Raw genomic sequence first — 22,163 nt, 5'->3', positions numbered from 1 at the left:
GAGGCCAAGATGGCCAAAGTCAAGAAACAGCCCCGCCCCAAGGCGATCACGCCGAAGGGCTTCCGTGACTATTTCGGCGAAGAGGTGAGCCAGCGCAGCGAGATGTTGCGGGCCATTGCGGGTGTCTATCATCATTACGGGTTTGATGCGCTGGAGTCTTCGGCGGTGGAAACAGTCGAGGCACTGGGCAAGTTTCTGCCCGATGTCGACCGCCCGAACGAGGGTGTCTTTGCCTGGCAGGAATATGACGAAAGCGGCAACGGCGACTGGATGGCGCTGCGCTACGACCTGACCGCCCCGCTGGCACGGGTCTATGCCCAGCACCGCAATGATCTGCCGACGCCTTACCGCCGCTATGCGATGGGGCCGGTCTGGCGCAACGAGAAACCGGGTCCGGGCCGCTATCGCCAGTTCTACCAGTGCGACGCGGATACCGTTGGAACCGCCTCCATGGCCGCCGATGCCGAGATCTGCGCGATGTTGTCCGACACGCTGGAAACCGTCGGCATTCCGCGCGGTGACTATCTGGTGCGGGTGAATAACCGCAAGGTGTTGAATGGCGTGCTTGAGGCGATGGGCCTTGAGGCGGGCGATGCCAAACGTGACGACGTGCTGCGCACCATCGACAAATTCGACAAGGTGGGCGAGGCTGGTGTCCGCGAGCTGCTGACCAAGGGGCGTCTGGATGCCTCCGGCGCCTTCATCGACGGCGTTGGCCTAAGCGATGACCAGGCAGCACCCGTGCTGGCGTTCCTGACCTCCAAGGGCGCTGACGCCGCCAAGACCCTTGCCAACCTGCGCGCCGCCATTGGGGGTAGTGCGATTGGCGCGGAGGGGGTCGCCGAGCTGGAGCAGATCGGCGATCTGCTGGCCGCTGGTGGGTATGGCGCTGACCGCATCGATATCGACCCTTCGGTCGTGCGGGGCCTCGGCTATTATACCGGCCCGGTTTACGAGGCCGAACTCACCTTCGAGATTCTGGATGAGAAGGGCCGTAAACGGCAGTTCGGCTCGGTTTCGGGCGGTGGGCGTTACGACGATCTGGTGAAGCGCTTCACGGGTCAGGAAGTCCCGGCGACCGGCGTCTCCATCGGTGTTGACCGGCTCTTGGCCGCGCTGCGCGAGAAAGGCCGGATCGAGGCAAAGACCACCGGCCCTGTTGTGGTGACGGTGATGGATAAGGCGCGTATGGCGGATTACCAGACCATGGTGGCCGAGCTGCGCAATGCAGGCATCCGGGCTGAGGTCTATCTTGGCAATCCCAAGAACTTCGGCAATCAGCTGAAATACGCGGACAAGCGGAACTCGCCCATAGCGGTGATCGAAGGCGGTGAGGAAAAAGATCGCGGTGTGGTGCAGATCAAGGATTTGATCCTCGGCGCGCAGATTGCCGAGAACGCCACCCTCGAAGAGTGGAAAGAGCGTCCGAGCCAGTTTGAGGTGCCACGCGGTGATCTGGTCTCCAAGGTGCGCGAAATCCTTGCAGGGCAGGGCTGAACGATGGGTGATCGTCTGAGCGCTCTGTCGCTGGCCGCGCGGCTGCGCATGAGTTTCGAGGCCGCCGGGGCAAGGGTGGTCGAGCCGCCGTTTCTACAGCCTGCCGAAACGCTGCTGGATCTATATGGCGAGGACATTCGCGCCCGTGCCTATGTGACCTCCGATGCGCTGCGCGGGGAACAGATGCTGCGCCCCGATTTCACCGTGCCGGTGGTGCAGATGCACATGAGCCATGGCGCCGAACCGGCGCGTTACACCTATGCGGGCGATGTGTTCCGCCGTCAGGAACATGACGAGGATCGCGCCAATGAATATCTTCAGGTTGGCTATGAGGTCTTCGAACGCAACGATGCCGCCGGTTCTGATGCTGAAGTTTTTGCGCTGATTGCGCTCCAGCTTCGTGATTTGCCGGTGCGTGCGGCTACCGGAGATATCGGTATCCTGATGGCTGCGGTGGAGGGGCTCAACACCACCAGGCTGCGCAAGGCTGCGCTCATGCGCCACATCTGGCGGCCGCGCCGGTTCCGGGCGATGCTTGACCAGTTTGCTGGCCGCGTCCCTGTCGCCGAAAGCCGTCGCAAGCTGTTGTCGACCGAAGGCGTTCTGACCGGGCAAGTGCCTGCGATTGGCAAACGCCGCCCGGCGGAGGTGGATGCGCGCGTCGATGCATTGCGTGCGGATGCAGCCGCCCCGCCGATTGCAGAGAACGAACTGGCCGCGCTTGAGGCGCTGATGGCGGTGCGGGAGACTATCCCCTATGCCTCGGAACAGCTGCGCGATATCGCCGTGGATCTGCCAGCGATCAACCCGGCGCTTGACCGGCTGGACGCCCGGACAGCCGCGATGAAAGCCCGAGGCATCGATGTGGACAGCCTTGACTTCGAAGCCTCCTACGGGCGGACATCAATGGAGTATTACGATGGTTTCGTGTTCGGGTTTTACGCCGACGCGCGACCCGATCTGCCGGTGATTGCCAGCGGCGGTCGCTATGACGCGCTGACACGGCAGCTGGGGCAGGGAGCAGAGATCCCCGCCGTCGGCGGCGTCGTTCGTCCTGATCTGATGCTGCTCTTGGAAGGGGCACAATCATGAGCCTGAAGCTTGGTGTGCCGTCCAAGGGACGGCTGATGGAAAAGACCTTTGAATGGTTTGCCAAACGCGGCATCATCCTGTCGCGTACCGGGTCAGATCGTGAATATGCCGGTGCGGTTGATGGGATCGACGGCATCGATCTGGTGCTGCTGTCTGCCGGTGAGATGCCGCGCGAACTCGCAGCGGGGCGGATTCACCTGGGCGTCACCGGTACTGATCTGGTGCAGGAAAAACTACCGCTCTGGGAACAGCAGGTCGAAGAGATTGCAGGCCTCGGCTTTGGTCACGCTGACCTGATCCTTGCTGTGCCGCAGATCTGGGTGGATGTTGAGACCATCGACGATCTGGACGCGGTCGCAGCGGCGTTTCGGGCCAAACACGGCCATCGGTTGCGGATCGCCACGAAATACCATCGCCTGGTACGGGAATTCCTGATGGATGCCGGTGTCGCGGACTATCAGCTGGTTGATAGCCAGGGCGCGACCGAAGGGACCGTCAAGAACGAGACCGCCGAAATGGTCGCAGACATCACATCAACTGGGGAGACCCTGCGGGCAAACCATCTGAAGCTGATGTCCGACGGGCTGATCCTGCGGTCGCAGGCAACACTTTGGCGCAGCCGCGTGGCGAAATACAGCGCTGGTGAAAAAGCGTCTCTGAGCGAGCTTCTGAAACGTCTGCACGGTTGATTGCAGCACGCCAACGTCGGCGGGCCTATCGGGCGGGTTAGAGCCACATGTCTGCACATGCTTCCGAGAGGCCGCCCGCGCACCCCGTGGCGGCCTCTCTGTTCTTTTGTGGTGGGGGTTCGGTTAGGATCGTTTACCGGCGGCGCGATGGCTTGCGCGCCATTGGATCACGCAGATGTGCATCTCCCGCGAGCGGCGCCGCCAACCGCTCATTTGAAAATCTTCCGTCGGCCTCTACCTGAATACCTTGGACACGGGGGGCGAGGGCCTGTTTGCGTGATCTCAGTATTGTGCATCTCGCCTCTCTTTGTCCGATCAACAGGGAGAGATAGATATGATATCAACCAAAGCCGCTGCCAAAGCGGCACTCACCGCTATTCCGCTGCTATTAGCTGCCAGCCCGGCGGCACTCGCCCAGGACACCAGCATGAGCTTCTTCGTGACCAGCGTCGGTTCGGGAAAAGGCGGCGATCTGGGTGGGCTTGAGGGCGCCGACGCCCATTGCACCAATCTCGCCGAGGCGGCAGGCGTCACTGGCAAAACCTGGCGCGCCTATCTCAGTACCCAGGAAGAGGGCAAGCGTGGTATCTCGGCACGTGACCGGATCGGAAGCGGCCCCTGGCATAACGCCAAAGGGGTGCAGATTGCCGCCAACCTTGATGAGCTGCACCTCAATCCGAATATCGTCAAATCCACAGGGCTGGATGAAAACGGCAATCTGGTGAACGGGCGTGGTGACAAGCCAAATGTTCATGACCTGCTGACAGGGACCATGGCTGACGGCACGGCCTATTTCCCGTGGATGGAAGGCGACAAAACCTGCAGCAACTGGACCAGCTCCGGCGAGGGCAGTGCAACGGTTGGGCATCATGACCGGCATGGTGGCGGCAATACATCTTGGAATGCGGCGCATGACTCGCGCGGCTGCTCGATGGAGGCGCTTGCGATGACCGGAGGAGCCGGCCTCTTTATGTGTTTTGCGACAAACGGCGGCTGACCTGTTCAGACCAAGCCCGAAAAACATAAAAGGCGCCCCAGGGCGCCTTTATATTTGGTCGGAGCGAGAGGATTCGAACCTCCGGCCCCTGCCTCCCGAAGACAGTGCTCTACCAGGCTGAGCTACGCTCCGACCGTGGCGCGGAATTACACGGCAGCGGCTGGATATGCAAGCCCTATTCCGCCGGTTTCTCCGGGCTTTGCCGTTTCAGCATGAGCGACACATTGGTGCCGCCAGCCGTGTACCCACGGGTCCGGGTGCGCAGGACCGGGGTGTTGTCCGAACGCCCGCCAAACGCTTCGCGCAACACGATGAAAATACCGCTGGCAATAATGATCGCGGCACCGACCAGTGTCATCAGGTCGACCTTTTCATTGAACAGAACCACGCTGAATATCGTTGCCCAGATGATCTGTGAATATTGCATGGGGGCGACAATCGCCGCCTCGCCAATGGTATAGGCGCTGACCGTCAGCAGGGTCGCGCAAAAGCCGAACAGAGCGACGACTGCGATCCCGCTGAAGGTCACGCCATCCATCGGGACGTAGACCAGCGGCAGAGCCAGGCCCATAACCGCAAAGGTCATCAGCATCGGGTAGATCATCAATACCACCCGGCGTTCGTCGGCGCTGATTTTACGCAGTACAACCGATTGGAAGGCCGCACAGAGTGCGGCGAAGAGCGCCGCCGCATGGCCGAGGCCAAAGCTGGTCGCACCGGGGCGCAAAACCACCATAACGCCGATGAACCCGACCACAACGGCCGCCAGCCGTGGCAAGCCGACACGTTCGCCCAGAATCGGGATCGACAGCAGTGTAATCAGAAGCGGCGTGGCAAATAGCAGGGCATAGGTCTCGGCGAGCGGCAGCTCTGAAAACGCATAAAAGGCGCTGGCCGGAATCACCGCCATCGTCGCCGACCGTGCCGTCATCCACCAGGGGTGGACCGGTCGCAGGTGGCCTTGGGTTGCATCCTTGACCAGCATCAGTACCAGCAGCGGAAATGACAGAAGACTGCTGAAGAACACCAGCTGAATCGGCGACACATCTGCGCCAAGCACCTTTACCACCACGTCGTGGGTTGAAAATATCGCATAGGCCAAAAGAGCAAGCAGGGCGGCTTTTATGTTCATGGGACAATCCGACTAAGCGCAACAGGGCGGGGGAGCTTTTGCACTATAGCGCTAACATTATCAGGAAAATACTAAAACCCGTTCGCGCGCATGGAGCCGCACGCCCTAGGTTCGCCGGCCTCCTGCACCGCGGATATGAAGGTCCGGCGAGGGCTGGCTACGGTGCTGCGAGGGCCCGATATGGCCCTCGCGCTGATCAATGGATCGAAACCTTACAGGCTCGCGTCGAGGGCGCCGATGATCGCATCGCCCATGTCCGAGGTGCTGATCGGCGATACGCCTTCTTCGCCCAGCAGGTCGGCGGTGCGGTGGCCATCAGCGAGAACTTTTTCGACCGCCGCTTCAAGACGATCAGCCTCGGCGCCCTGATCAAAGCTGTAGCGCAGCGCCATGGCAAAGCTGAGGATGCAGGCGATCGGGTTGGCCTTGCCCTGGCCCGCGATATCCGGGGCGGAGCCATGAACCGGCTCATAAAGCGCTTTCGGACGGCCATTGGCCATCGGTGCGCCAAGGGACGCAGAGGGCAACATGCCCAGGCTGCCGGTCAGCATAGCAGCACAGTCGGACAGGATGTCACCGAACAGGTTATCGGTCAGGATCACGTCAAACTGCTTGGGTGCGCGCACCAGCTGCATGGCGCCATTATCGGCATACATGTGGGACAGCTCGACCTCGGGATAGTCCGCAGCAACGCGGGTCACCACCTCGCGCCACAGGATGCCGGATTCCATCACGTTGGCTTTTTCCATCGAGCAGAGTTTCTTGTTCCGGCGCATCGCCAGTTCGAACGCAGAGCGGGCGGCGCGCTCGATCTCCGACTCCGTATAGCGCTGGGTATTGATGCCGACGCGCTCATTGCCCTCTTCGAAGATGCCGCGCGGCTCGCCGAAATAGACGCCGGAGGTCAGTTCGCGCACGATCATGATATCGAGACCCGCGACGATATCCTTCTTCAGAGAGGAGAAATCCGCCAGCGCGTCAAAGCACTGCGCCGGGCGCAGGTTGGAGTAGAGATCCATCTCCTTGCGCAGGCGCAGCAGCCCACGCTCCGGCTTCACAGAGAAGTCGAGATCGTCGTATTTCGGGCCACCCACGGCGCCCAGCAGGACAGCGTCGACCTCCTGCGCCTTTGCCATGGTCTCATCCGCCAGCGGTTTGCCGTGCACGTCATAGGCGGCACCACCGACCAGATCCTCGCTCACATCGAACTGTAGATCGCGCTTTTCGCCATACCAGGTAATGACCTTGCGGACCTCGGCCATGACTTCGGGGCCGATCCCGTCGCCGGGCAGAATCAGAATCGATGGGTTGGACATAGGGATACTCCTTGAAAGCTTGCAGCCGGGGGTAACGGCACATCGCCCGTGGGTCAATGTTCCGGGCGCATATAGCGCGCCATCGCTTTGTTTTTATGGCTGAGAGGGCGGTTCCTGCGCCATCTTGTTGCCGTGACCTTAGTTCTGGATTTGCAAATCTGTCCAGACCAGCGCGTGACGGCTGGCAGGGCGCTCAGAACCGCTATAGCGATCCGCGATGTCTTCGGCCCATATCAGTCCCGAGGCGACGACCTGCGCAGACTGTGACGGGAGGATGTAGTCTACGCGCATACGGCCGGATCTGCCCCAGTTTACGGTTTCCGCGCCTCCGGTCTGATCCACCGGGCGCGGGTCCTGTAGCCTTGGGTCGCGGAGCAAATCTGCAATGGCCTGCCGATAGCCTGCCCCCCGGTCGGGATCAAGGTTCGCACCGCCAGCGATAACCCAGGGTTCGGCGGGAACGGGGCCAAGCCGGCCATCCAGCAACACCTGCCAGAGCCGGATCTCATCCCGGTTGCGCAACGCGTTACGACCCTCAGGGCCGTCAAACAGCGGCGGTGTCGCCTGAAAGGTCAGGACAGACAGTTCAGAACCATCGGGCAACAGGATCGGGACGATCCAATGGCCGGTGCTTGGCAGGCGCTGGATCGCTAGCGCCTGTGGGCTGGGAAACGGACGACCATCGGGGTGGGCAGGAAGGATGGCTCCGGGAAGATCCCGCCACAGCAGATCGGAGAGATCGCGCGCCTTGGCATGCAGGATCGGAAACCGCGACAGCAACGCAAGCCCGCCCTGTCCGGTGAACCGGCCATAGCCCTGCGCATCCCGGGCGGTCGAAGGCTCCCCGTCTCCGTCCATGTCCAGCCCGGTGTGCAACCCGCTATTGGGACGTGGGGCATAGATGTGATCATAGCGGGGCAGGCGTTTGTCCAGCTGATCGCGCAACTCGGCGATGGCGTGACCATCGTGATCCCAATCAATGCCCTGCAACAGCAGGATATCAGCCTCTGCCGCACTTAGGCTGTCCAGAATGGCGGTGATTTGTGGATCTTCGCCGCGGCGCAGATCGCGCAGCAATAAACCCGGCCCTTTGCGCGACAACTCGGTGTTGAAACTGGCGATACGGATCAGTGGCTTGACCTGGGGCTGGGCATGACAAATCAGCGGAAAGAGGGCGGCCAACAGCAGGATGGCCAGCGCTCTCATGCGGTCTGCAACGCCTCGGAACTGGCGTATGCAGCGCGGCGCTTCTGTGCGATCAGGTCGGAGACGCGCAGCATCGCAAGACCGCGCATCACCATGGAGGCAGGCACAAACGCCCAGGCGGCGACGACCCAGACCAGCGTCTGCGGGGCGGACAAAAGACCGGGATCGACCAGGCCCGAGGCCAGTTTCACAACGGCCGGAAGCGCAAAGGGAAAAAGCACCCCGCCAACAATATTGATGCGCGCATCCCGTTGCAGTCGTTCGACCACATCGCCGCCGGTTGTCGGGTCAAAGAGCGGCAGATTTGTCCAGACGTTGAATGGCCCATTGCCGAGCGGCCAGTCATAAAGCCGGATCGCCAAAGCAAAACCAGTGATCGCAAGCAGTGCAACGATATAGGTCAGCGCTGCCGCTGCCATCACCCGGGTCACCAGTTCAGGCTCCACATGCGCTGGCATCATCAACCCGATAAGCTGGACGGGGGAAAAGGCAAAATCCAGCGTAGTTCCTAACCAGGACGCCAGCCCATGCACCAGCGACGTCAGGGCTGTTGCCTCGATCGGGTGGCGCGCCAGCAGACTGACCAGAATGACAATCAGCGCCAAGGCGATAAACCGCATTCGGTTCAGCGGCGGGGCTTCGCGAAACTCGACGAAACTGGGGTAGCTTGAGAAATATTCGGCAAAAGTCAGCGCCGCTGCGAGGATCGCAAGAAGGGCAATCACCTCAGGTGATCGGGTTGCCGTATCCGGCAACAACAGCGATGGCATTGCGATCAGCAATGCAACAAAGATGCCGCGGATGGCCGCGCCTGTAATCCGTGCAATCACGCTTCGATCCCTTCAAACTGGACTGGCCGGTGCATTGCCGTGCCGTTGTTCCAACTTGATGCTCGGAGTCGTTTCTTGGTGAAACGTTGTTGCCGAGCGCTGCCTCATTTCTGCCTTATTTCTGCCTGTCAGCGGGAATTTGCTCAAGTTTGATGACGTGATTTGGGATCCTTCCGTGTACTTTGGGTTGCAGACTGGTGCCGGTTTGCATCAGTTGCATATCTTGAGTTGCAATGAAAACAATGGCTTATCGACTTCTTCACAAGATATTGTGGAATGTCAGCCGTAAAGGGCTAGTAGAATCGTTTCACGGGACGAGGGGGCGCAGCTCAGTCCAGTCAGCGCACTGACAACCGCCGCACCATCTGACCGGGGGAGCCATGACCAGAGAGATTGCCGCACGTTACACCAGATTCGCGCAGGTGGAGGCGGCAGGCCGGTCGCTGATTTACGAACGGCTTGCATTGCAGGTAGCCCGCTCGCCGCGCTGTCTGGCGTTCCTGTCAGCGCTCCCTGCGGATCGCCAGCAACCGAATCTGCTGTTCGCGGCACTGCGTTCGGTTACAGGCGATATCCCATGCGATGACCGGCTGGATAGGGCAATCCACGAGCAGGGGGATGATATCGCAGCCGTGATGCTGTGCCGGACAACCCAGACGAACGAGCCGGGACGCTGTGCGGTCCTGTTGCCCGTATTGGCCCAGATCACGGGACCGATTGCCCTGATTGAGGTCGGAGCATCCGCAGGGCTTTGTCTGTTGCCGGACTACTATGGCTATGATTGGGAACGTTATCAGCTGCCGCCGTCGCAGCAAATCGGGGTCCGTGCCCCTGTGATGATCTGCAATGCGTCACCCGGTACAACTTTGCCGCGGGCGCATCCCGAAATCATCTGGCGCGCGGGGCTGGATCTGAACCCGCTTGATGTCAATTGCGAGGCGGATGTCCGCTGGCTCGAACACCTGATATGGCCCGAACATCAGTCGCGCCTCGACAGGCTGCGCGCCGCTATCGCCGTTGCCAGGAAGGCTCCTCCGTCGATTGTCGCCGGGGATCTGACCCAGGATCTGCCTGCTCTAATTGCCAAGGCACCTTCCGAGGCGACGGTTGTCGTCTTTCATACAGCGGTGGTGACTTATGTTGCCGATCAGGGCCAGCGCGACGCCTTCGCGGAAATGATGTTGAACAGCGGGGCGATCTGGATCAGCAACGAGGGTACGCGCGTCTTCCCGCAGTTTGCGGACCGGGCGGGACCGGTGCGGGACAATATGTTTCTGCTGACGCAGAATGGCCATCCGCTGGCCTGGACCGGCCCGCATGGCCAGGTGATCGAGTGGCTGCCAGAAAATCGTTGAAACCTCGAGTTTGCCGATTTTCGCCCGCGATCCGCCTCATGGAAAAAGCCGCCCATGCGGGGCGGCTTTTCTGTGCATAGTCGGTTTGAACCGTCGGGTCAGACCCAGGGGCGCTCCTGCGCGGCCTTGTCTTCAAAGCTGGCGATGGACGCGGATTTTTCCAAGGTCAGGCCGATATCATCCAGCCCGTTCAGCAGACAGTGCTTGCGGTGAACGTCGACTTCAAATGCGACGACTTCGCCGTCGGAGGTGGTGATTTCCTGTGCTTCCAGATCCACGGTCATACGGGCATTCTCACCCTTCTCCGCGTCCTTCATCAGCAGATCAACCTGCTCCTGCGGCAATACGATGGGCAGGATCCCGTTTTTGAAGCAGTTGTTGTAGAAGATGTCCGCAAAGGAGGTCGAGATCACGCATTTGATACCGAAATCTTTGATCGCCCAGGGCGCATGTTCGCGCGAGGAGCCACATCCAAAGTTGTCGCCTGCAACCAGAATCTCGGCGTTGCGATACTGCGGCTTGTTCAGTACGAAATCCGCAATCTCAGACCCATCGCGGTTGTAGCGCATCTCATCGAAAAGATTCTTGCCAAACCCGGTGCGCTGAATGGACTTCAGAAACACCTTCGGGATGATCATGTCGGTATCGATATTGACGAGCGGCATCGGTGCGGCGACGCCGGTGAGTTTTTGAAACTTATCCATTGGGCGTATTCCTTACATCAGCTCGCGAATATCGGTCAGCTTGCCGGTCAGCGCGGCAGCGGCAGCCATGGCAGGCGACACCAGATGTGTGCGGCCCTTGTAGCCCTGACGCCCCTCGAAGTTGCGGTTCGAAGTGGCGGCGCAACGCTCGCCCTCGGACAGCTGATCGGGGTTCATAGCCAGACACATGGAACAACCCGCAAGGCGCCATTCAAACCCGGCCTCGGCAAAGATCTCGGCCAGGCCTTCCTCCTCGGCCTGAGCGCGCACCAGACCGGAACCCGGTACGATCATCGCCCGCATGCCTTCCTTGATCTTCTTGCCCTTCACCACCTCGGCAACAGCGCGCAGATCTTCGATGCGGCCATTGGTGCAGGAGCCGATGAACACGGTGTCGATTTCGATGTCAGTGAGCTTCTGGCCGGGGGTCAGCCCCATGTATTCGATCGAGCGGCGCGCGGCTTCAACCTTGCCGCCCTCGAAATCCTCGGGGTTCGGCACCACGCCGGTGATCGGCAGCACGTCCTCAGGGCTGGTGCCCCAGGTCACAACCGGCTCGATATCTTCGCCCTTCAGGGTGACGACCTTGTCGAAATGAGCGCCCTCGTCGGTGTAAAGCGTCTTCCACCAGTTCAGCGCCGCTTCCCACTGGGCGCCCTTCGGGGCGTGCGGGCGACCTTTGACATAGTCAAAGGTGGTCTCGTCCGGTGCGATCAGGCCCGCGCGAGCGCCGCCTTCGATTGCCATGTTGCAGACGGTCATGCGGCCTTCCATCGACAGGTCGCGGATCGCTTCACCGCAGTATTCGATGACATAGCCGGTGCCGCCGGCGGTGCCGGTCTCGCCGATCACCGCCAGGGTGATGTCCTTGGCAGTCACACCCGGCTTCAGCTTGCCGGTGATCTCCACCTTCATGTTCTTGGACTTTTTCTGGATCAGCGTCTGGGTGGCCAGCACATGCTCCACCTCGGAGGTGCCGATGCCATGTGCCAGCGCGCCGAAGGCACCGTGGGTGGCGGTGTGGCTGTCGCCGCAGACCACGGTCATGCCGGGCAGGGTCCAACCCTGTTCCGGGCCAACGATATGCACGATGCCCTGGCGAATGTCATCCACCGGGTAGTAATGCACGCCGAATTCGCGGGCGTTCTTGTCGAGCGCCTCGACCTGGATGCGGCTTTCCTCGTTTTCGATGCCTTTGGCACGGTCCAGTGTGGTCGGCACGTTATGGTCCGGCACCGCGATGGTTTTTTCAGGCGCGTGCACCTTGCGACCCGCCATGCGCAGGCCTTCGAACGCCTGCGGGCTGGTCACTTCGTGAACCAGGTGGCGGTCGATATAGAGCAGGCAGGTGCCATCCTCTGCTTCATGCGCGACATGCGCATCCCAGATTTTATCGTAGAGCGTCTTGGGGGACATGAGTCCTCTCCCGTAGTTTTTGGAATGTAGCTGGCAAAAGGGCTTGGCGGCAGCCTTATAGCCGCGCCAGAACCGTGCGGGCGGCGCCAAAGAACCGTTCGCGCAGGCGCGCGCGGTCTTGCAGTTCGATATGATGGGCCAAAACGAGCGTCATGAGCGCTGGGATACCGCGCTACGCCACGGCAATCAAGATTCGTTCTGAGCGGCCAGCCCGTCATGACCGCGCCATTCGCCCGGCGCGCGTCGTGCCAATGGCGGTCAATGAAGCTCCTGTCGCCGGGTGGGCGGACCTACCGCGTTGCAAAAACAACCAAATCTTTGACAGGCCTGGCCGCGACCCCTTGCTTTTGGCAGGTCTCTATCGGCATCCTGAAAAGCAGGAGGCGCGTCATGGAAGAACTGGAACTGCCAGCAACGGTGGTCACGCTTTGGGATCAGATCCTGCATGTCGTGGAGTTGGGGCTGACGCCCGGCTGGCGGCAGTATCAGATCGCCATCATCATATGTCTCTTCATCGTCGCCTATGTTCTGAGGCTCGTGACGCAGCCGGGCTGGGACCGCTGGGCCAGATCCAGAAGCGGCTGGCCCAAGTGGCGCTTGCGGGTTCTGGTGCAGGTACTGCGGCGCATCACCCTGATTTACTTCGTTATTCTTTGCTGGGGCACCTATGTCGTCATGCAGCAGATGACCTGGCCCTCGCGAAGTTACCTGATCGGTGTTGCGGCAACGCTGGGGGTGGCCTGGCTGATGATCGGGTTTCTGGCCCGATTCGTGCATAACCGGACATTGCGCCGCCTGGTGACATGGTCGCTGTGGATCTACGCCACGCTGGTCGCGCTCAACCTTGTCGATGACGTGGCGCAGTTCCTCGATGGGGTCGCGCTGGATATCGGGTCCATGCACCTGTCGTTGCTTGCGGTCCTGAAAGCCTGTGTTCTGGGGGCGGTGCTGCTGACGATGGCGCGGCTCGGGACGCAGGCCGCAGCCGGTGGCTTGCGCCGGAACGAGGATATCTCGCCGTCGATGCAGGTCCTGATGGGCAAGGCTGTGCAGGTTGTGCTCTATGGTTTGGCTTTGCTGTTCAGCATTCGCGCCATCGGATTCGATCTTACCGGGCTCGCAGTCCTGTCCGGCGCGATCGGTGTCGGTATCGGGTTCGGCCTGCAAAAAGTGGTGTCGAACCTGGTCTCGGGAATCATCATCCTGATGGACCGGTCGATCAAACCGGGTGATGTGATTTCGCTGGGCGAGACCTTTGGCTGGATCAATGCGCTTGGCGCCCGTTACGTATCCGTGGTGACCCGCGACGGGCGTGAATATCTGATCCCGAACGAGGATTTTATCACCAGCCAGGTGGTCAACTGGTCCCATTCGGACCGATTCGTACGGCTCGATCTGAATTTTGGCACCGGTTACAATGATGACCCGCATGAGGTGCGCCGCGTCGCCATCGAGGCCACAAAAACGGTGGGTCGGGTGCTCAGCGGTGGCAAGCGTGCCCCCGTCTGCCACATCGTCGGCTTTGGCGACAGCAGCGTGGATTACGTCCTGCGTTTCTGGATCAGCGATCCGACCGGCGGTCTGACGAATATTCGCGGCAATGTCTATCTGGCGCTCTGGGACGCCTTTAAAGGCGCCGGAATCTCCATACCTTTCCCACAACGGGAAGTGCGCGTCCTGAACGACGCACTGCCGGTCGCAATGCAGGATACGGAGGCACGGCGGGGCGGCGGCACAGTGGATGGTTCGGGGGCAGGCCCAGAAGCCGCCGCGCGGCCAATTCAGGACTGACATCACCCGGCCGCCCGACCATGCGTTTCGCGCTGCTTTCACGCCTGCACAAGACGCATAGCCGCCGACCATCAAGCTTCATTGAAAAACCGCTTGTAGCTTGCTACATTAACTCAACCCCAGCGCCGGGGGACCGGCGGCGCGCTACAAGGAGGACAATGTCCTGTCACCCGAACCTCAGGCGGCCCCAGATGCTGGTCGCGGAGTGGCCGTAATGGCTACCACATCACAGCCAACCAGCGACGAGCTGCTGGCGCGTGTTCTTTCCTCGCTGAATGACGACAAGGCCGAAGATGTTGTGCAGATCGACCTGCGCGGCAAAACGGCTATTGGCGACCATATGGTCATCGCCTCGGGTCGCTCGACCCGTCAGGTGGCGTCGATGGCTGAAAAGCTGGCCGACCGCCTGAAGCAAGACTATGGCATGGTCTGCAAGGTCGAAGGCAAGGACACCGGCGACTGGGTGCTGATCGATACCGGCGATATCATCGTCCATCTGTTCCGCCCGGAAGTGCGCGAATTCTATCAGCTCGAAAAAATGTGGTTGCCCGCAGGCACGTCACCAGCCCAGAGCGAGAACTGATCCAGCGACGGGATCCGGTTCCAAGAGATCGGTCCGCGCAGCTCGTCCTTTGCGTCTGGCGCGGACCCGTATCGAAAGTTCCTCATGCGACTCCATTTCTGTGTGGTCGGGCGCCTCAGGGCCAGCCCGGAAAAGCAGCTGATCGACGATTATATCGAGCGTTTTGACCGTACCGGTCGTGCGCTGGGTCTGGGTCCCTGCCGGATCGTTGAAGTTGAGGACAAGAAAAACGCAGGCATGGCCGCTGAGGCGGAACTGCTGCGCAAGGCAATCCCCAAGGGGGCTGTCATCTGCGTGTTGGACGAGCGTGGCAAGCTGCTCAGCTCGCCGGATTTCTCCAAACGTCTGTCTGATTGGCGCGATACCGGCCGTCAGGATGTTGCTTTTGTGATCGGCGGGGCGGACGGCATTGATCCGAGCCTGCGCGCTGAAGCCGATTTTTCAATTTCATTGGGCAAGATGGTCTGGCCGCATATGCTGGTGCGGGTGCTGCTGGCAGAACAGGTCTATCGTGCCGCAACCATACTGGCGGGCAGCCCCTATCACCGGGTTTAGCAGGCGCAGAGCGTCTGGTGCGCAGGCACCGGCCACCGCGCGGTGTTCAGCATGAGGTGCAGGTCAGGCGGAGCGTATATGTCGTCTCAGCCCAGCCGTCGACATTGCAGCGCGCCTGAATGAGGACGCTGTCCAGCCCGTCTGGTATCGCCACCCCGGCCAGTGATCTGGTGAATGGCTGTTCGTTGACATGCGGATGCGCCAGTTCCCTCAGGCCCAGCACATTCCCGTCCATATCGAGCACCCGCCAGCCGTCGGCATAGTGACCCCAGCCGGTATCGGGGTGGCGCAGGGTGACGCTGATGCGCCAGCTGCCAGCTGTCTGCTGCGCGACAGCATCAGTTATTTGCGGATCATCGGCCAGCGCCGCCGCAGGCAGGCTTACCGCCACGAGCAAGGCGAAGAGTTTTGTCATGGCGCGAGCATAGGTCCGAAGCCTGCCGCGGTAATGTCACAACTCTGTGTTGGCAGCGGATCCTGAGGGTTCGTTTAAGGGTGGGGTCGCGTTTGCTGGGACCCGCTGCAGAATCTGGCGGGACTGCGAGGCAAATTCCCGCCGATAAAGCACCGCAAAGGTCACGATTGTCGCCGCAACCAGCGCCCATGGTCCGATCAGCCATGCCACGGCGGCGAGCGCGAAATAGGTGGACCGCATGGCGCGGTTGAAACTGCGCGCGGCCGTGATGCTCAGGTCTGCTGCCTGTCGCGCGCGGGGATAGGCACGGGGGTCGGCGTCGGTATTGGGCACAGCGGCCATCAGCACAAAACAATAGCCGAACAGCCGATGCGCCCAGACATATTTCAGGAACGCATTGGACAACAGCAACAGCACCAAAAGGATTTTGACATCCCAGACAAAGGCAGGCGCGCTCTCCAGACTGAGATCCTGCGCCACACCGGCCAGTTGATCGGTATTGCCGATCAGTGCCAGCCCTCCGCCGATGGCGATCATCGAGGCAGAGGCAAAGAACGCGCTGCCTTGTCGCAGATTTGCGATCAGCTGGGCGTCAAAGATGCGGGGATCACGCTGCACCATCTGAATCATCCAGGCATGGCGGAACTCGGCCATCAGGCCAGAGACCGAGGGATGCTCCGAAGTGGCGTGTTCAATGCGCCAGCCGATGCCGATCCAGCAGAGCATCAACAACAGGCAGGCCGCCAGATCTAGGGGCGAAAACAGGGCGATACGGTCAAGCAGTGTCATGGCTCGACCCTACCTCCGGAACTCGGGGCTTGCCAGATCGGATAATTGGTAATATTAGTTTACCAAATTTAGCAATCCACAGGAGAGCCCCATGGAGATGCCAGCCCCGGATCAGACCGTCCTGTCGCGCAAGGCTGAACTTGTTTCGCGTCTTTCTGCCGTGCTGCCTGCGGATGCTCTGGTCGAAGATCCCGCAGAGACGCGGGCCTACGAATGTGATGCGCTGACCGCCTACAAATGCCCGCCGATGCTGGTGGTGCTGCCGCGGAGCACGCAAGAGGTCTCGGATGTGCTGCGGATCTGCCACGAGGCAGGCGTGCCGGTGGTCCCGCGCGGGGCCGGGACGTCGCTGGCCGGCGGGGCGCTGCCAACGGCCGATTGTGTCCTTCTGGGCGTCGCGCGGATGAACGCGGTGCTGGAAACGGATTACGACAACCGCATTATCCGGGTGCAAACCGGCCGCACCAACCTGAGTGTTTCGGGCGCGGTGGAGGAACAGGATTTCTTTTATGCTCCTGATCCGTCCTCGCAGCTGGCCTGCGCCATCGCCGGCAATATCGCGATGAACTCCGGTGGCGCGCATTGTCTCAAATACGGTGTGACCACCAACAACCTCATGGGTGTCACCATGGTGATGATGGATGGCACGGTGGTCGAGATCGGCGGCGCCCATCTGGATGCGGGCGGGCTGGATCTGCTGGGGGTGATCTGCGGCAGTGAAGGGCAGCTGGGCGTGGTGACCGAGGCGACCCTGCGGATCCTGCGCAAACCCGAAGGCGCGCGCCCGGTGCTGATCGGTTATGACAGCAACGAGGTGGCGGGGGCCTGCGTCAGCGATATCATCAGGGCAGGGGTTCTGCCGGTTGCGATCGAATTCATGGACCGGCCCTGCATCGAGGCCTGCGAGGCCTTTGCCAAGGCGGGTTACCCGATGTGCGAGGCGCTGTTGATCATCGAGGTCGAAGGCAGCGATGCGGAAATTGAACTCCAGCTGAGCCTGATCACCGAGATAGCCCGTTCGCACAATCCGGTGGAGCTGCGCGAGGCGCGTGACAGCGACGAGGCCGCGCGGATCTGGCTGGGCCGAAAATCGGCCTTCGGGGCGATGGGGCAGATCAACGACTATATGTGTCTGGATGGCACGATCCCTGTCACCGCGCTGCCGCTTGTCCTGCGCCGCATTGGGGAAATGAGCCGGGAGTTCGGACTGGACGTTGCCAATGTGTTCCATGCGGGCGATGGCAATATGCACCCGCTGATCCTGTTCGATGCCAACAAGCCCGGCGATCTGGAGACCTGCGAAGCCTTTGGCGCCGAAATCCTGAAGCTCTGTGTGGAGGTGGGCGGATGCCTCACCGGAGAGCATGGCGTGGGGATCGAAAAGCGCGATCTGATGCTGCATCAATACCGGCCCGCCGATATCGAGGCGCAGCTGCGGGTGAAAGATGTGTTCGATCCGAAATGGCTGCTCAACCCGGCGAAAGTGTTCCCGCTGTCCACAACGCAAAGCAGACGCGCGCCCGCAATCGCGGCTCAGTAACAGATGGTAGTCGATAGGCCCCGATGCGGGCCTGTTGCGGGGGCCTTGCCCCCACACCCCCAGAGTATTTTTGAAAAGGTGAAATCATGACACCTCAGAGTGAGGCCGAACTGGCCGAGATTATTGCGGGGGCCAAGGGGCCTTTGAGTATCCGAGGCGGCGGCACCCGCGGTATCGCCGACAACGGCGCGCCGCTGTCGGTCGCGGGGTTGAGCGGTGTCACCCTTTACGAGCCGGGAGCGTTGACGCTTGTTGTGCAGGCGGGCACACCGGTTGGGGAGGTGAAGCAGATCCTGGCAGGTGAAAACCAGCGCCTCGCCTTTGAGCCGATGGACCATCGCGGACTGCTTGGAACCGATGGCGCGCCCACTATGGGTGGTGTGTTTGCCGCCAATATCTCCGGTCCCCGCCGCATCCAATGTGGTGCGGCGCGCGATTTCCTGTTGGGGGTGCGGTTTGTGGACGGCCGCGGTGACGTGCTGAGCAACGGTGGCCGGGTCATGAAGAATGTCACCGGCTATGATCTGGTCAAGCTGATGGCCGGTGCCCATGGCACCCTGGGTGTGTTGAGTGAGCTGTCGTTGAAAGTCTTGCCCAAGGCTGAAGCCTGCGGAACCGTGGCGGTTGACGTCGTCGATCTGGCAACAGCAGTGGCGGCCATGTCGGTTGCGCTGGGCTCTCCTTATGATGTGACCGGGGCCGCCTATGATCCGGATGCGCGAAGGGCCTATATCCGGCTTGAGGGGTTTGAGGCCTCCGTTGCCTACCGTGCCGAAGCCCTGGCGAAGGAGTTGGCTGGATTTGGCGCCCCGGAGATCTCTCTTGGTGAGAGCACCGCATTGTGGGAGGGGGTTCGCGATGTGGCAGCTTTCCACGACAAACCGGGCGATGTCTGGCGTATTTCGGTGAAACCCTCCGACGCGGTGGCGCTGGCGCCCGCGCTGCGGGCGGAGGCTTTGCAGTTTGACTGGGGCGGCGGGCTGATCTGGGCGCTGGTGCCCGAGGGGACTGACCTGCGGGCGCGGATCGGCGTGCCGGGCCATGCAACGCTGGTGCGGGCGTCTGCTCAAACCCGGCAGCAGCTGGGACAATTTCATCCGCAACCTGCCACGCTTGGTGCGATATCTGCGGGGCTGCGCCAGCAGTTCGATCCGCGCGGCATTCTTAATCCGGGACTGATGGGGTAGATCATGCAAACCACGTTTACCGAAGAGCAACTGCGCGATCCCGGCACCCAGCGGGCCAATGAGATTCTGCGGACCTGTGTGCACTGCGGCTTTTGCACGGCGACCTGCCCGACCTATCAGGTTCTCGGCGATGAGTTGGACAGCCCGCGCGGACGGATCTATCTGATCAAGGACATGCTGGAGAACGAGCGCAAGCCCGACGCCAAGACGGTGAAGCACATCGACCGCTGCCTGTCCTGCCTCGCCTGCATGTCGACCTGCCCGTCGGGTGTGCATTACATGCATCTCGTCGATCACGCCCGTGCCTATATCGAAAAACACTATGACCGGCCCTGGAGCGATCGTGCCCTGCGCTGGCTGCTGGCGCGGATCCTGCCCTATCCCGGCCGCTTCCGGCTGGCGCTCGTCGGGGCGAAGCTGGCACGGCCGTTTCGTGCATTGGTGCCCGACGCGCGATTGCGGGCGATGCTGGACATGGCGCCGAAGCGCATTCCGCCGGTCAGCCGCAACGATGATCCGCAGCGATTTGCACCAATTGGACCGCGCAAGAAACGCGTGGCCCTGATGACCGGGTGCGCGCAGAAGGCGCTCAACACCGATATCAATGATGCCACGATACGCCTGTTACGCCGTCTCGGCTGCGAGGTTGTCGTCGCCGAAGGGGCGGGGTGCTGCGGGGCGCTGACACATCACATGGGTCGCGAAGACGAAAGCCATGCCACCGCTGCCAAGAACATCCGCGCCTGGTGCACAGAGATGGACTGGAAGGGCCTCGATGCGATTGTGATCAACACCTCCGGTTGCGGCACGACGGTGAAGGACTACGGGCATATGTTCCGAAATGATCCTCTGGCGGCAGATGCGGCGCGGGTGTCGGCCATTGCCATGGACATATCGGAACTGCTGATGCAGCTGGAACTGCCAGAAGGTGAGGACAAGCAGCTGACCGTGGCCTATCACGCGGCCTGTTCACTGCAACATGGCCAGCAGATCAAAACCCACCCCAAGACCCTTCTGAAACGGGCAGGTTTCTCTATTGTTGAACCTGCGGATCCACATCTGTGCTGCGGGTCGGCCGGAACTTACAATCTGATGCAGCCGGAAATTTCGGCAGAGCTGAAGGCGCGCAAGGTCAAGACGCTTGAGGCGAAGAAACCGGATCTCATCGCGGCCGGGAATATTGGCTGCATGATGCAGATCGGATCGGGTACTGAGCTGCCTATCGTGCACACTGTTGAGCTGTTGGACTGGGCGACAGGCGGGCCCAAGCCGCGCGCGCTCCAGCTGGGCGGTAGCGTCACTGACACACGGGCCGGTGAGATCCCGATCTTGCGCTGACGCGGTCGGCAAGAAGCCGCCGCAGGCGCCAAACTGCCCGGGTGCATTCCAAGTCCGCTTGCCGTAATTTTGCCCCAAGCAGTGCTTACCCTCGGAGGCGAGCGATTGGGACATGGGGCGGCGAAATGATGAGCGCGGGAATACGGATCAGGCAGCTGGTGCTGTCGCTGGCAGCTGCGCTGTCGGGCGTTGCTGTGCCCTCGGCAACGCTTGCCGATGACAGCCGTCTCCAGCGCCTCGAAACCACAGAGGCGGGCCGTGACTGGCAGGCGGTTGGTCGGCTGGACGTCAATGGCGAAGGGTTCTGTACCGGTGCGCTGATCGCGCCGGATCTGGTGCTGACGGCAGCGCATTGCCTATATGATCGCGACAGCCGCACCCGGATCGAGCCACAGACCATCGAATTTCTCGCCGGGTGGCGCAATGGTCGGGCCTCGGCCTACCGCAGCGTGCGTCAGGCGGTGATCCATCCAAGCTACATCTACGATGGCAAGGTGTCGACCGACAGGGTGCGCAACGATATCGCACTCCTGCAGCTGCAACGACCGATCCGCAACACCACAGTGACCCCGTTTGAAACCGACCAGCGCCCGGAGAAAGGCGCCCGGATTGGCGTTGTCTCTTATGCGCATGACCGATCGGAGGCGCCGTCGCTTCAGGATGTCTGTGCCGTCATGGCCCGGCAGGAGGGGGTGCTGGTGATGTCCTGCGATGTGGACTACGGCTCCTCCGGTGCGCCGGTGTTTTCCTTTGATGCCGGTCGGCCCAAGATTGTGTCGGTCGTCTCTGCCAAGGCCGAGGTCTCAGGCCAGCAGGTTGCACTCGGGGCCGCCCTGGCTGAGGAACTGGCGCTGTTGCGCGCGCAGCTGGCCGGAAGCCGGATCGGTGGCCAGATGCCGCCCGGTGTCGGGCGTGTAACTGTGGGCGAACGGGGTACGACCTCAGGGGCCAAGTTCATCAAGCAATGAGATTTCGCGCCGCTGGCCGCAGCCGGTCGGTAGATCGGCGGTTCAGGCGCATTTCGGCGGCTGTCGGCAACCGGATGAAAGCTGAGAAATTTGTGCGCCCCAGAGGGTGGACGCCCTCTTGAACCGGCAATTCCAGTCCTTATCTCAGTGCTGTTCGGATCGCCGATGAACGGGGTCCGACGCTTCAGACGCCCGTCCCGATTGGGAGGGCAGGTTGAAATCGCTCACTGATGAGGATGACACATGCGTAGTTTTGATTTTGCACCGCTGCACCGGGCCACCATTGGCTTTGACCAGATCGCCGACCTGATGGATCGTGCACTCAGCTCTGATGTCGCGCAGCCGAGCTATCCCCCTTACAATATCGAAAAAACCGCCGCTGATGCCTATCGGATCTCGATTGCCGTTGCGGGCTTCTCCGAAGCCGATCTGGGTGTCGAGGTGAAGGAAAACGCGCTCGTCGTTTCGGCCAAGAAATCCGAGGATGACAGCGACCGCACCTACCTGCATCGCGGTATCGCGACCCGCGCGTTTGAGCGCCGGTTCACCTTGGCCGACCACGTGCGCGTCACCGGCGCCAGCCATTCCGACGGGATGCTGCATATCGACCTGCAGCGCGAGGTGCCCGAGGCGCTGAAGCCGCGCCGGATCGAGATCACCTCAAACAAGACCCGCGAATTGGACGCCAAACCGGTCAACTGATCCGCGCTGATCGCTGAGTTCGGTCAATCCAGAAACACAACAGCCCCCCGGATCCGCCGGG

The 22,163-nt window shown here is 61.4% G+C and carries 22 protein-coding genes and 1 tRNA gene; 13 read left to right on the top strand and 10 right to left on the bottom strand.

The genetic code is table 11. From position 1 onward, the window contains the following. The first annotated feature begins 9 nt into the window (after window positions 1-9). The 4 genes from hisS to VWZ81_RS12200 all read left to right on the top strand — a co-directional run bounded on the left by hisS (window position 10) and on the right by VWZ81_RS12200 (window position 4,275). Entirely contained in the window at window positions 10-1,497 is a 1,488-nt protein-coding gene (hisS, locus tag VWZ81_RS12215) for a histidine--tRNA ligase (RefSeq protein ID WP_416543244.1), read from the top strand. Between the two features lie 3 nt (window positions 1,498-1,500). Further along, window positions 1,501-2,589 carry an ATP phosphoribosyltransferase regulatory subunit gene (locus VWZ81_RS12210; RefSeq protein ID WP_340546739.1) on the top strand — a complete coding sequence of 363 codons (1,089 nt, stop codon included), beginning with the start codon at window positions 1,501-1,503 and terminating at the stop codon, window positions 2,587-2,589. Further along, the gene (gene hisG, locus VWZ81_RS12205; RefSeq protein WP_340546740.1) at window positions 2,586-3,278 is read left to right on the top strand and encodes an ATP phosphoribosyltransferase; all 693 of its coding nucleotides are present in this window, start codon (window positions 2,586-2,588) and stop codon (window positions 3,276-3,278) included. The genes VWZ81_RS12210 and hisG overlap by 4 nt, the downstream gene beginning before the upstream one ends. 334 nt (window positions 3,279-3,612) lie before the next feature. Further along, on the top strand, window positions 3,613-4,275 hold the full coding sequence (locus VWZ81_RS12200) for a hypothetical protein (protein WP_416534599.1): 663 nt from the start codon (window positions 3,613-3,615) through the stop codon (window positions 4,273-4,275). A 55-nt stretch (window positions 4,276-4,330) separates the two neighbouring features. On the opposite strand, the gene VWZ81_RS12195 is transcribed toward VWZ81_RS12200, so the two are convergent. The 5 genes from VWZ81_RS12195 to VWZ81_RS12175 form a co-directional block, all read right to left on the bottom strand. Continuing rightward, window positions 4,331-4,407 (bottom strand) — tRNA-Pro (locus VWZ81_RS12195). Between the two features lie 43 nt (window positions 4,408-4,450). Continuing rightward, entirely contained in the window at window positions 4,451-5,407 is a 957-nt protein-coding gene (locus VWZ81_RS12190; RefSeq protein ID WP_340546742.1) for a DMT family transporter, read from the bottom strand. 212 nt (window positions 5,408-5,619) lie between these two features. Further along, window positions 5,620-6,723 carry a 3-isopropylmalate dehydrogenase gene (leuB, locus tag VWZ81_RS12185; RefSeq protein ID WP_340546743.1) on the bottom strand — a complete coding sequence of 368 codons (1,104 nt, stop codon included), beginning with the start codon at window positions 6,721-6,723 and terminating at the stop codon, window positions 5,620-5,622. Between the two features lie 138 nt (window positions 6,724-6,861). Further along, a complete protein-coding gene (locus VWZ81_RS12180) occupies window positions 6,862-7,929 on the bottom strand; it encodes an endonuclease/exonuclease/phosphatase family protein (protein ID WP_416543245.1) in 1,068 nt (355 codons plus the stop codon). Beyond that, a complete protein-coding gene (locus tag VWZ81_RS12175; protein WP_340546745.1) occupies window positions 7,926-8,759 on the bottom strand; it encodes a hypothetical protein in 834 nt (277 codons plus the stop codon). The genes VWZ81_RS12180 and VWZ81_RS12175 overlap by 4 nt, the downstream gene beginning before the upstream one ends. A 380-nt stretch (window positions 8,760-9,139) precedes the next feature. Here VWZ81_RS12175 and VWZ81_RS12170 point away from each other — a divergent pair, with 380 nt between their 5' ends. Beyond that, window positions 9,140-10,114 (top strand): DUF2332 domain-containing protein, encoded by a 975-nt coding sequence (locus VWZ81_RS12170; RefSeq protein WP_416543246.1) that lies wholly within the window; start codon window positions 9,140-9,142, stop codon window positions 10,112-10,114. A gap of 98 nt (window positions 10,115-10,212) precedes the next feature. On the opposite strand, the gene leuD is transcribed toward VWZ81_RS12170, so the two are convergent. The 3 genes from leuD to VWZ81_RS12155 are packed head-to-tail and all read right to left on the bottom strand — an operon-like array spanning window position 10,213 to window position 12,388. Beyond that, entirely contained in the window at window positions 10,213-10,818 is a 606-nt protein-coding gene (gene leuD / locus VWZ81_RS12165; RefSeq protein ID WP_416534594.1) for a 3-isopropylmalate dehydratase small subunit, read from the bottom strand. Window positions 10,819-10,830: 12 nt separating this feature from the next. Further along, window positions 10,831-12,234, bottom strand: coding sequence for a 3-isopropylmalate dehydratase large subunit (gene leuC / locus VWZ81_RS12160; protein WP_416534593.1), 1,404 nt, complete (start codon window positions 12,232-12,234; stop codon window positions 10,831-10,833). Between the two features lie 55 nt (window positions 12,235-12,289). Next, window positions 12,290-12,388: an isopropylmalate isomerase gene (locus tag VWZ81_RS12155; RefSeq protein WP_241770621.1), complete on the bottom strand. Its 99-nt coding sequence runs from the start codon at window positions 12,386-12,388 to the stop codon at window positions 12,290-12,292. A 236-nt stretch (window positions 12,389-12,624) separates the two neighbouring features. Between VWZ81_RS12155 and VWZ81_RS12150 the strand changes: the two genes are divergently transcribed. The 3 genes from VWZ81_RS12150 to rlmH all read left to right on the top strand — a co-directional run bounded on the left by VWZ81_RS12150 (window position 12,625) and on the right by rlmH (window position 15,163). Then, entirely contained in the window at window positions 12,625-14,025 is a 1,401-nt protein-coding gene (locus tag VWZ81_RS12150; RefSeq protein ID WP_340546749.1) for a mechanosensitive ion channel family protein, read from the top strand. A gap of 214 nt (window positions 14,026-14,239) precedes the next feature. After that, on the top strand, window positions 14,240-14,608 hold the full coding sequence (rsfS, locus tag VWZ81_RS12145; protein WP_340546750.1) for a ribosome silencing factor: 369 nt from the start codon (window positions 14,240-14,242) through the stop codon (window positions 14,606-14,608). Between the two features lie 84 nt (window positions 14,609-14,692). Beyond that, window positions 14,693-15,163: a 23S rRNA (pseudouridine(1915)-N(3))-methyltransferase RlmH gene (gene rlmH / locus VWZ81_RS12140; RefSeq protein WP_416538235.1), complete on the top strand. Its 471-nt coding sequence runs from the start codon at window positions 14,693-14,695 to the stop codon at window positions 15,161-15,163. 46 nt (window positions 15,164-15,209) lie between these two features. Here rlmH and VWZ81_RS12135 read toward each other — a convergent pair whose 3' ends face one another. Next, window positions 15,210-15,578 carry a hypothetical protein gene (locus tag VWZ81_RS12135; protein ID WP_416543247.1) on the bottom strand — a complete coding sequence of 123 codons (369 nt, stop codon included), beginning with the start codon at window positions 15,576-15,578 and terminating at the stop codon, window positions 15,210-15,212. Between the two features lie 36 nt (window positions 15,579-15,614). Next, window positions 15,615-16,367 (bottom strand): DUF599 domain-containing protein, encoded by a 753-nt coding sequence (locus VWZ81_RS12130; protein WP_416541176.1) that lies wholly within the window; start codon window positions 16,365-16,367, stop codon window positions 15,615-15,617. Between the two features lie 91 nt (window positions 16,368-16,458). Here VWZ81_RS12130 and VWZ81_RS12125 point away from each other — a divergent pair, with 91 nt between their 5' ends. From VWZ81_RS12125 to VWZ81_RS12105, 5 genes are all read left to right on the top strand, one after another. Further along, window positions 16,459-17,907, top strand: a complete 1,449-nt coding sequence (locus tag VWZ81_RS12125) for an FAD-linked oxidase C-terminal domain-containing protein (protein WP_416543248.1) — start codon at window positions 16,459-16,461, stop codon at window positions 17,905-17,907. A gap of 86 nt (window positions 17,908-17,993) precedes the next feature. Next, window positions 17,994-19,094, top strand: a complete 1,101-nt coding sequence (locus VWZ81_RS12120; protein ID WP_416543249.1) for an FAD-binding protein — start codon at window positions 17,994-17,996, stop codon at window positions 19,092-19,094. A gap of 3 nt (window positions 19,095-19,097) precedes the next feature. Beyond that, entirely contained in the window at window positions 19,098-20,432 is a 1,335-nt protein-coding gene (gene glcF, locus VWZ81_RS12115) for a glycolate oxidase subunit GlcF (RefSeq protein ID WP_416543250.1), read from the top strand. 128 nt (window positions 20,433-20,560) lie between these two features. After that, window positions 20,561-21,400, top strand: a complete 840-nt coding sequence (locus VWZ81_RS12110; RefSeq protein WP_416541178.1) for a trypsin-like serine peptidase — start codon at window positions 20,561-20,563, stop codon at window positions 21,398-21,400. 243 nt (window positions 21,401-21,643) lie between these two features. After that, entirely contained in the window at window positions 21,644-22,102 is a 459-nt protein-coding gene (locus VWZ81_RS12105) for an Hsp20 family protein (protein WP_340546757.1), read from the top strand. Window positions 22,103-22,163 lie beyond the last annotated feature (61 nt).

Source organism: Phaeobacter sp. JH20_34, assembly GCF_048056095.1.
GTDB classification, from domain to species: domain Bacteria; phylum Pseudomonadota; class Alphaproteobacteria; order Rhodobacterales; family Rhodobacteraceae; genus Phaeobacter; species Phaeobacter bryozoorum.
Note: the sequence above shows the minus strand (reverse complement) of the source record. Positions and strands in the feature narration are given on the sequence as shown.

Excerpts from the sequence above, each read along its gene's own strand:
- hisS (WP_416543244.1), top strand. The coding sequence starts at position 10 with ATGGCCAAAGTCAAGAAACAGCCCCGCCCCAAGGCGATCACGCCGAAG.
- VWZ81_RS12210 (WP_340546739.1), top strand. The coding sequence starts at position 1,501 with ATGGGTGATCGTCTGAGCGCTCTGTCGCTGGCCGCGCGGCTGCGCATG.
- hisG (WP_340546740.1), top strand. The coding sequence starts at position 2,586 with ATGAGCCTGAAGCTTGGTGTGCCGTCCAAGGGACGGCTGATGGAAAAG.
- VWZ81_RS12200 (WP_416534599.1), top strand. The coding sequence starts at position 3,613 with ATGATATCAACCAAAGCCGCTGCCAAAGCGGCACTCACCGCTATTCCG.
- VWZ81_RS12190 (WP_340546742.1), bottom strand. The coding sequence starts at position 5,407 with ATGAACATAAAAGCCGCCCTGCTTGCTCTTTTGGCCTATGCGATATTT.
- leuB (WP_340546743.1), bottom strand. The coding sequence starts at position 6,723 with ATGTCCAACCCATCGATTCTGATTCTGCCCGGCGACGGGATCGGCCCC.
- VWZ81_RS12180 (WP_416543245.1), bottom strand. The coding sequence starts at position 7,929 with ATGAGAGCGCTGGCCATCCTGCTGTTGGCCGCCCTCTTTCCGCTGATT.
- VWZ81_RS12170 (WP_416543246.1), top strand. The coding sequence starts at position 9,140 with ATGACCAGAGAGATTGCCGCACGTTACACCAGATTCGCGCAGGTGGAG.
- leuD (WP_416534594.1), bottom strand. The coding sequence starts at position 10,818 with ATGGATAAGTTTCAAAAACTCACCGGCGTCGCCGCACCGATGCCGCTC.
- leuC (WP_416534593.1), bottom strand. The coding sequence starts at position 12,234 with ATGTCCCCCAAGACGCTCTACGATAAAATCTGGGATGCGCATGTCGCG.
- VWZ81_RS12155 (WP_241770621.1), bottom strand. The coding sequence starts at position 12,388 with ATGACGCTCGTTTTGGCCCATCATATCGAACTGCAAGACCGCGCGCGC.
- VWZ81_RS12150 (WP_340546749.1), top strand. The coding sequence starts at position 12,625 with ATGGAAGAACTGGAACTGCCAGCAACGGTGGTCACGCTTTGGGATCAG.
- rsfS (WP_340546750.1), top strand. The coding sequence starts at position 14,240 with ATGGCTACCACATCACAGCCAACCAGCGACGAGCTGCTGGCGCGTGTT.
- rlmH (WP_416538235.1), top strand. The coding sequence starts at position 14,693 with ATGCGACTCCATTTCTGTGTGGTCGGGCGCCTCAGGGCCAGCCCGGAA.
- VWZ81_RS12135 (WP_416543247.1), bottom strand. The coding sequence starts at position 15,578 with ATGACAAAACTCTTCGCCTTGCTCGTGGCGGTAAGCCTGCCTGCGGCG.
- VWZ81_RS12130 (WP_416541176.1), bottom strand. The coding sequence starts at position 16,367 with ATGACACTGCTTGACCGTATCGCCCTGTTTTCGCCCCTAGATCTGGCG.
- VWZ81_RS12125 (WP_416543248.1), top strand. The coding sequence starts at position 16,459 with ATGGAGATGCCAGCCCCGGATCAGACCGTCCTGTCGCGCAAGGCTGAA.
- VWZ81_RS12120 (WP_416543249.1), top strand. The coding sequence starts at position 17,994 with ATGACACCTCAGAGTGAGGCCGAACTGGCCGAGATTATTGCGGGGGCC.
- glcF (WP_416543250.1), top strand. The coding sequence starts at position 19,098 with ATGCAAACCACGTTTACCGAAGAGCAACTGCGCGATCCCGGCACCCAG.
- VWZ81_RS12110 (WP_416541178.1), top strand. The coding sequence starts at position 20,561 with ATGAGCGCGGGAATACGGATCAGGCAGCTGGTGCTGTCGCTGGCAGCT.
- VWZ81_RS12105 (WP_340546757.1), top strand. The coding sequence starts at position 21,644 with ATGCGTAGTTTTGATTTTGCACCGCTGCACCGGGCCACCATTGGCTTT.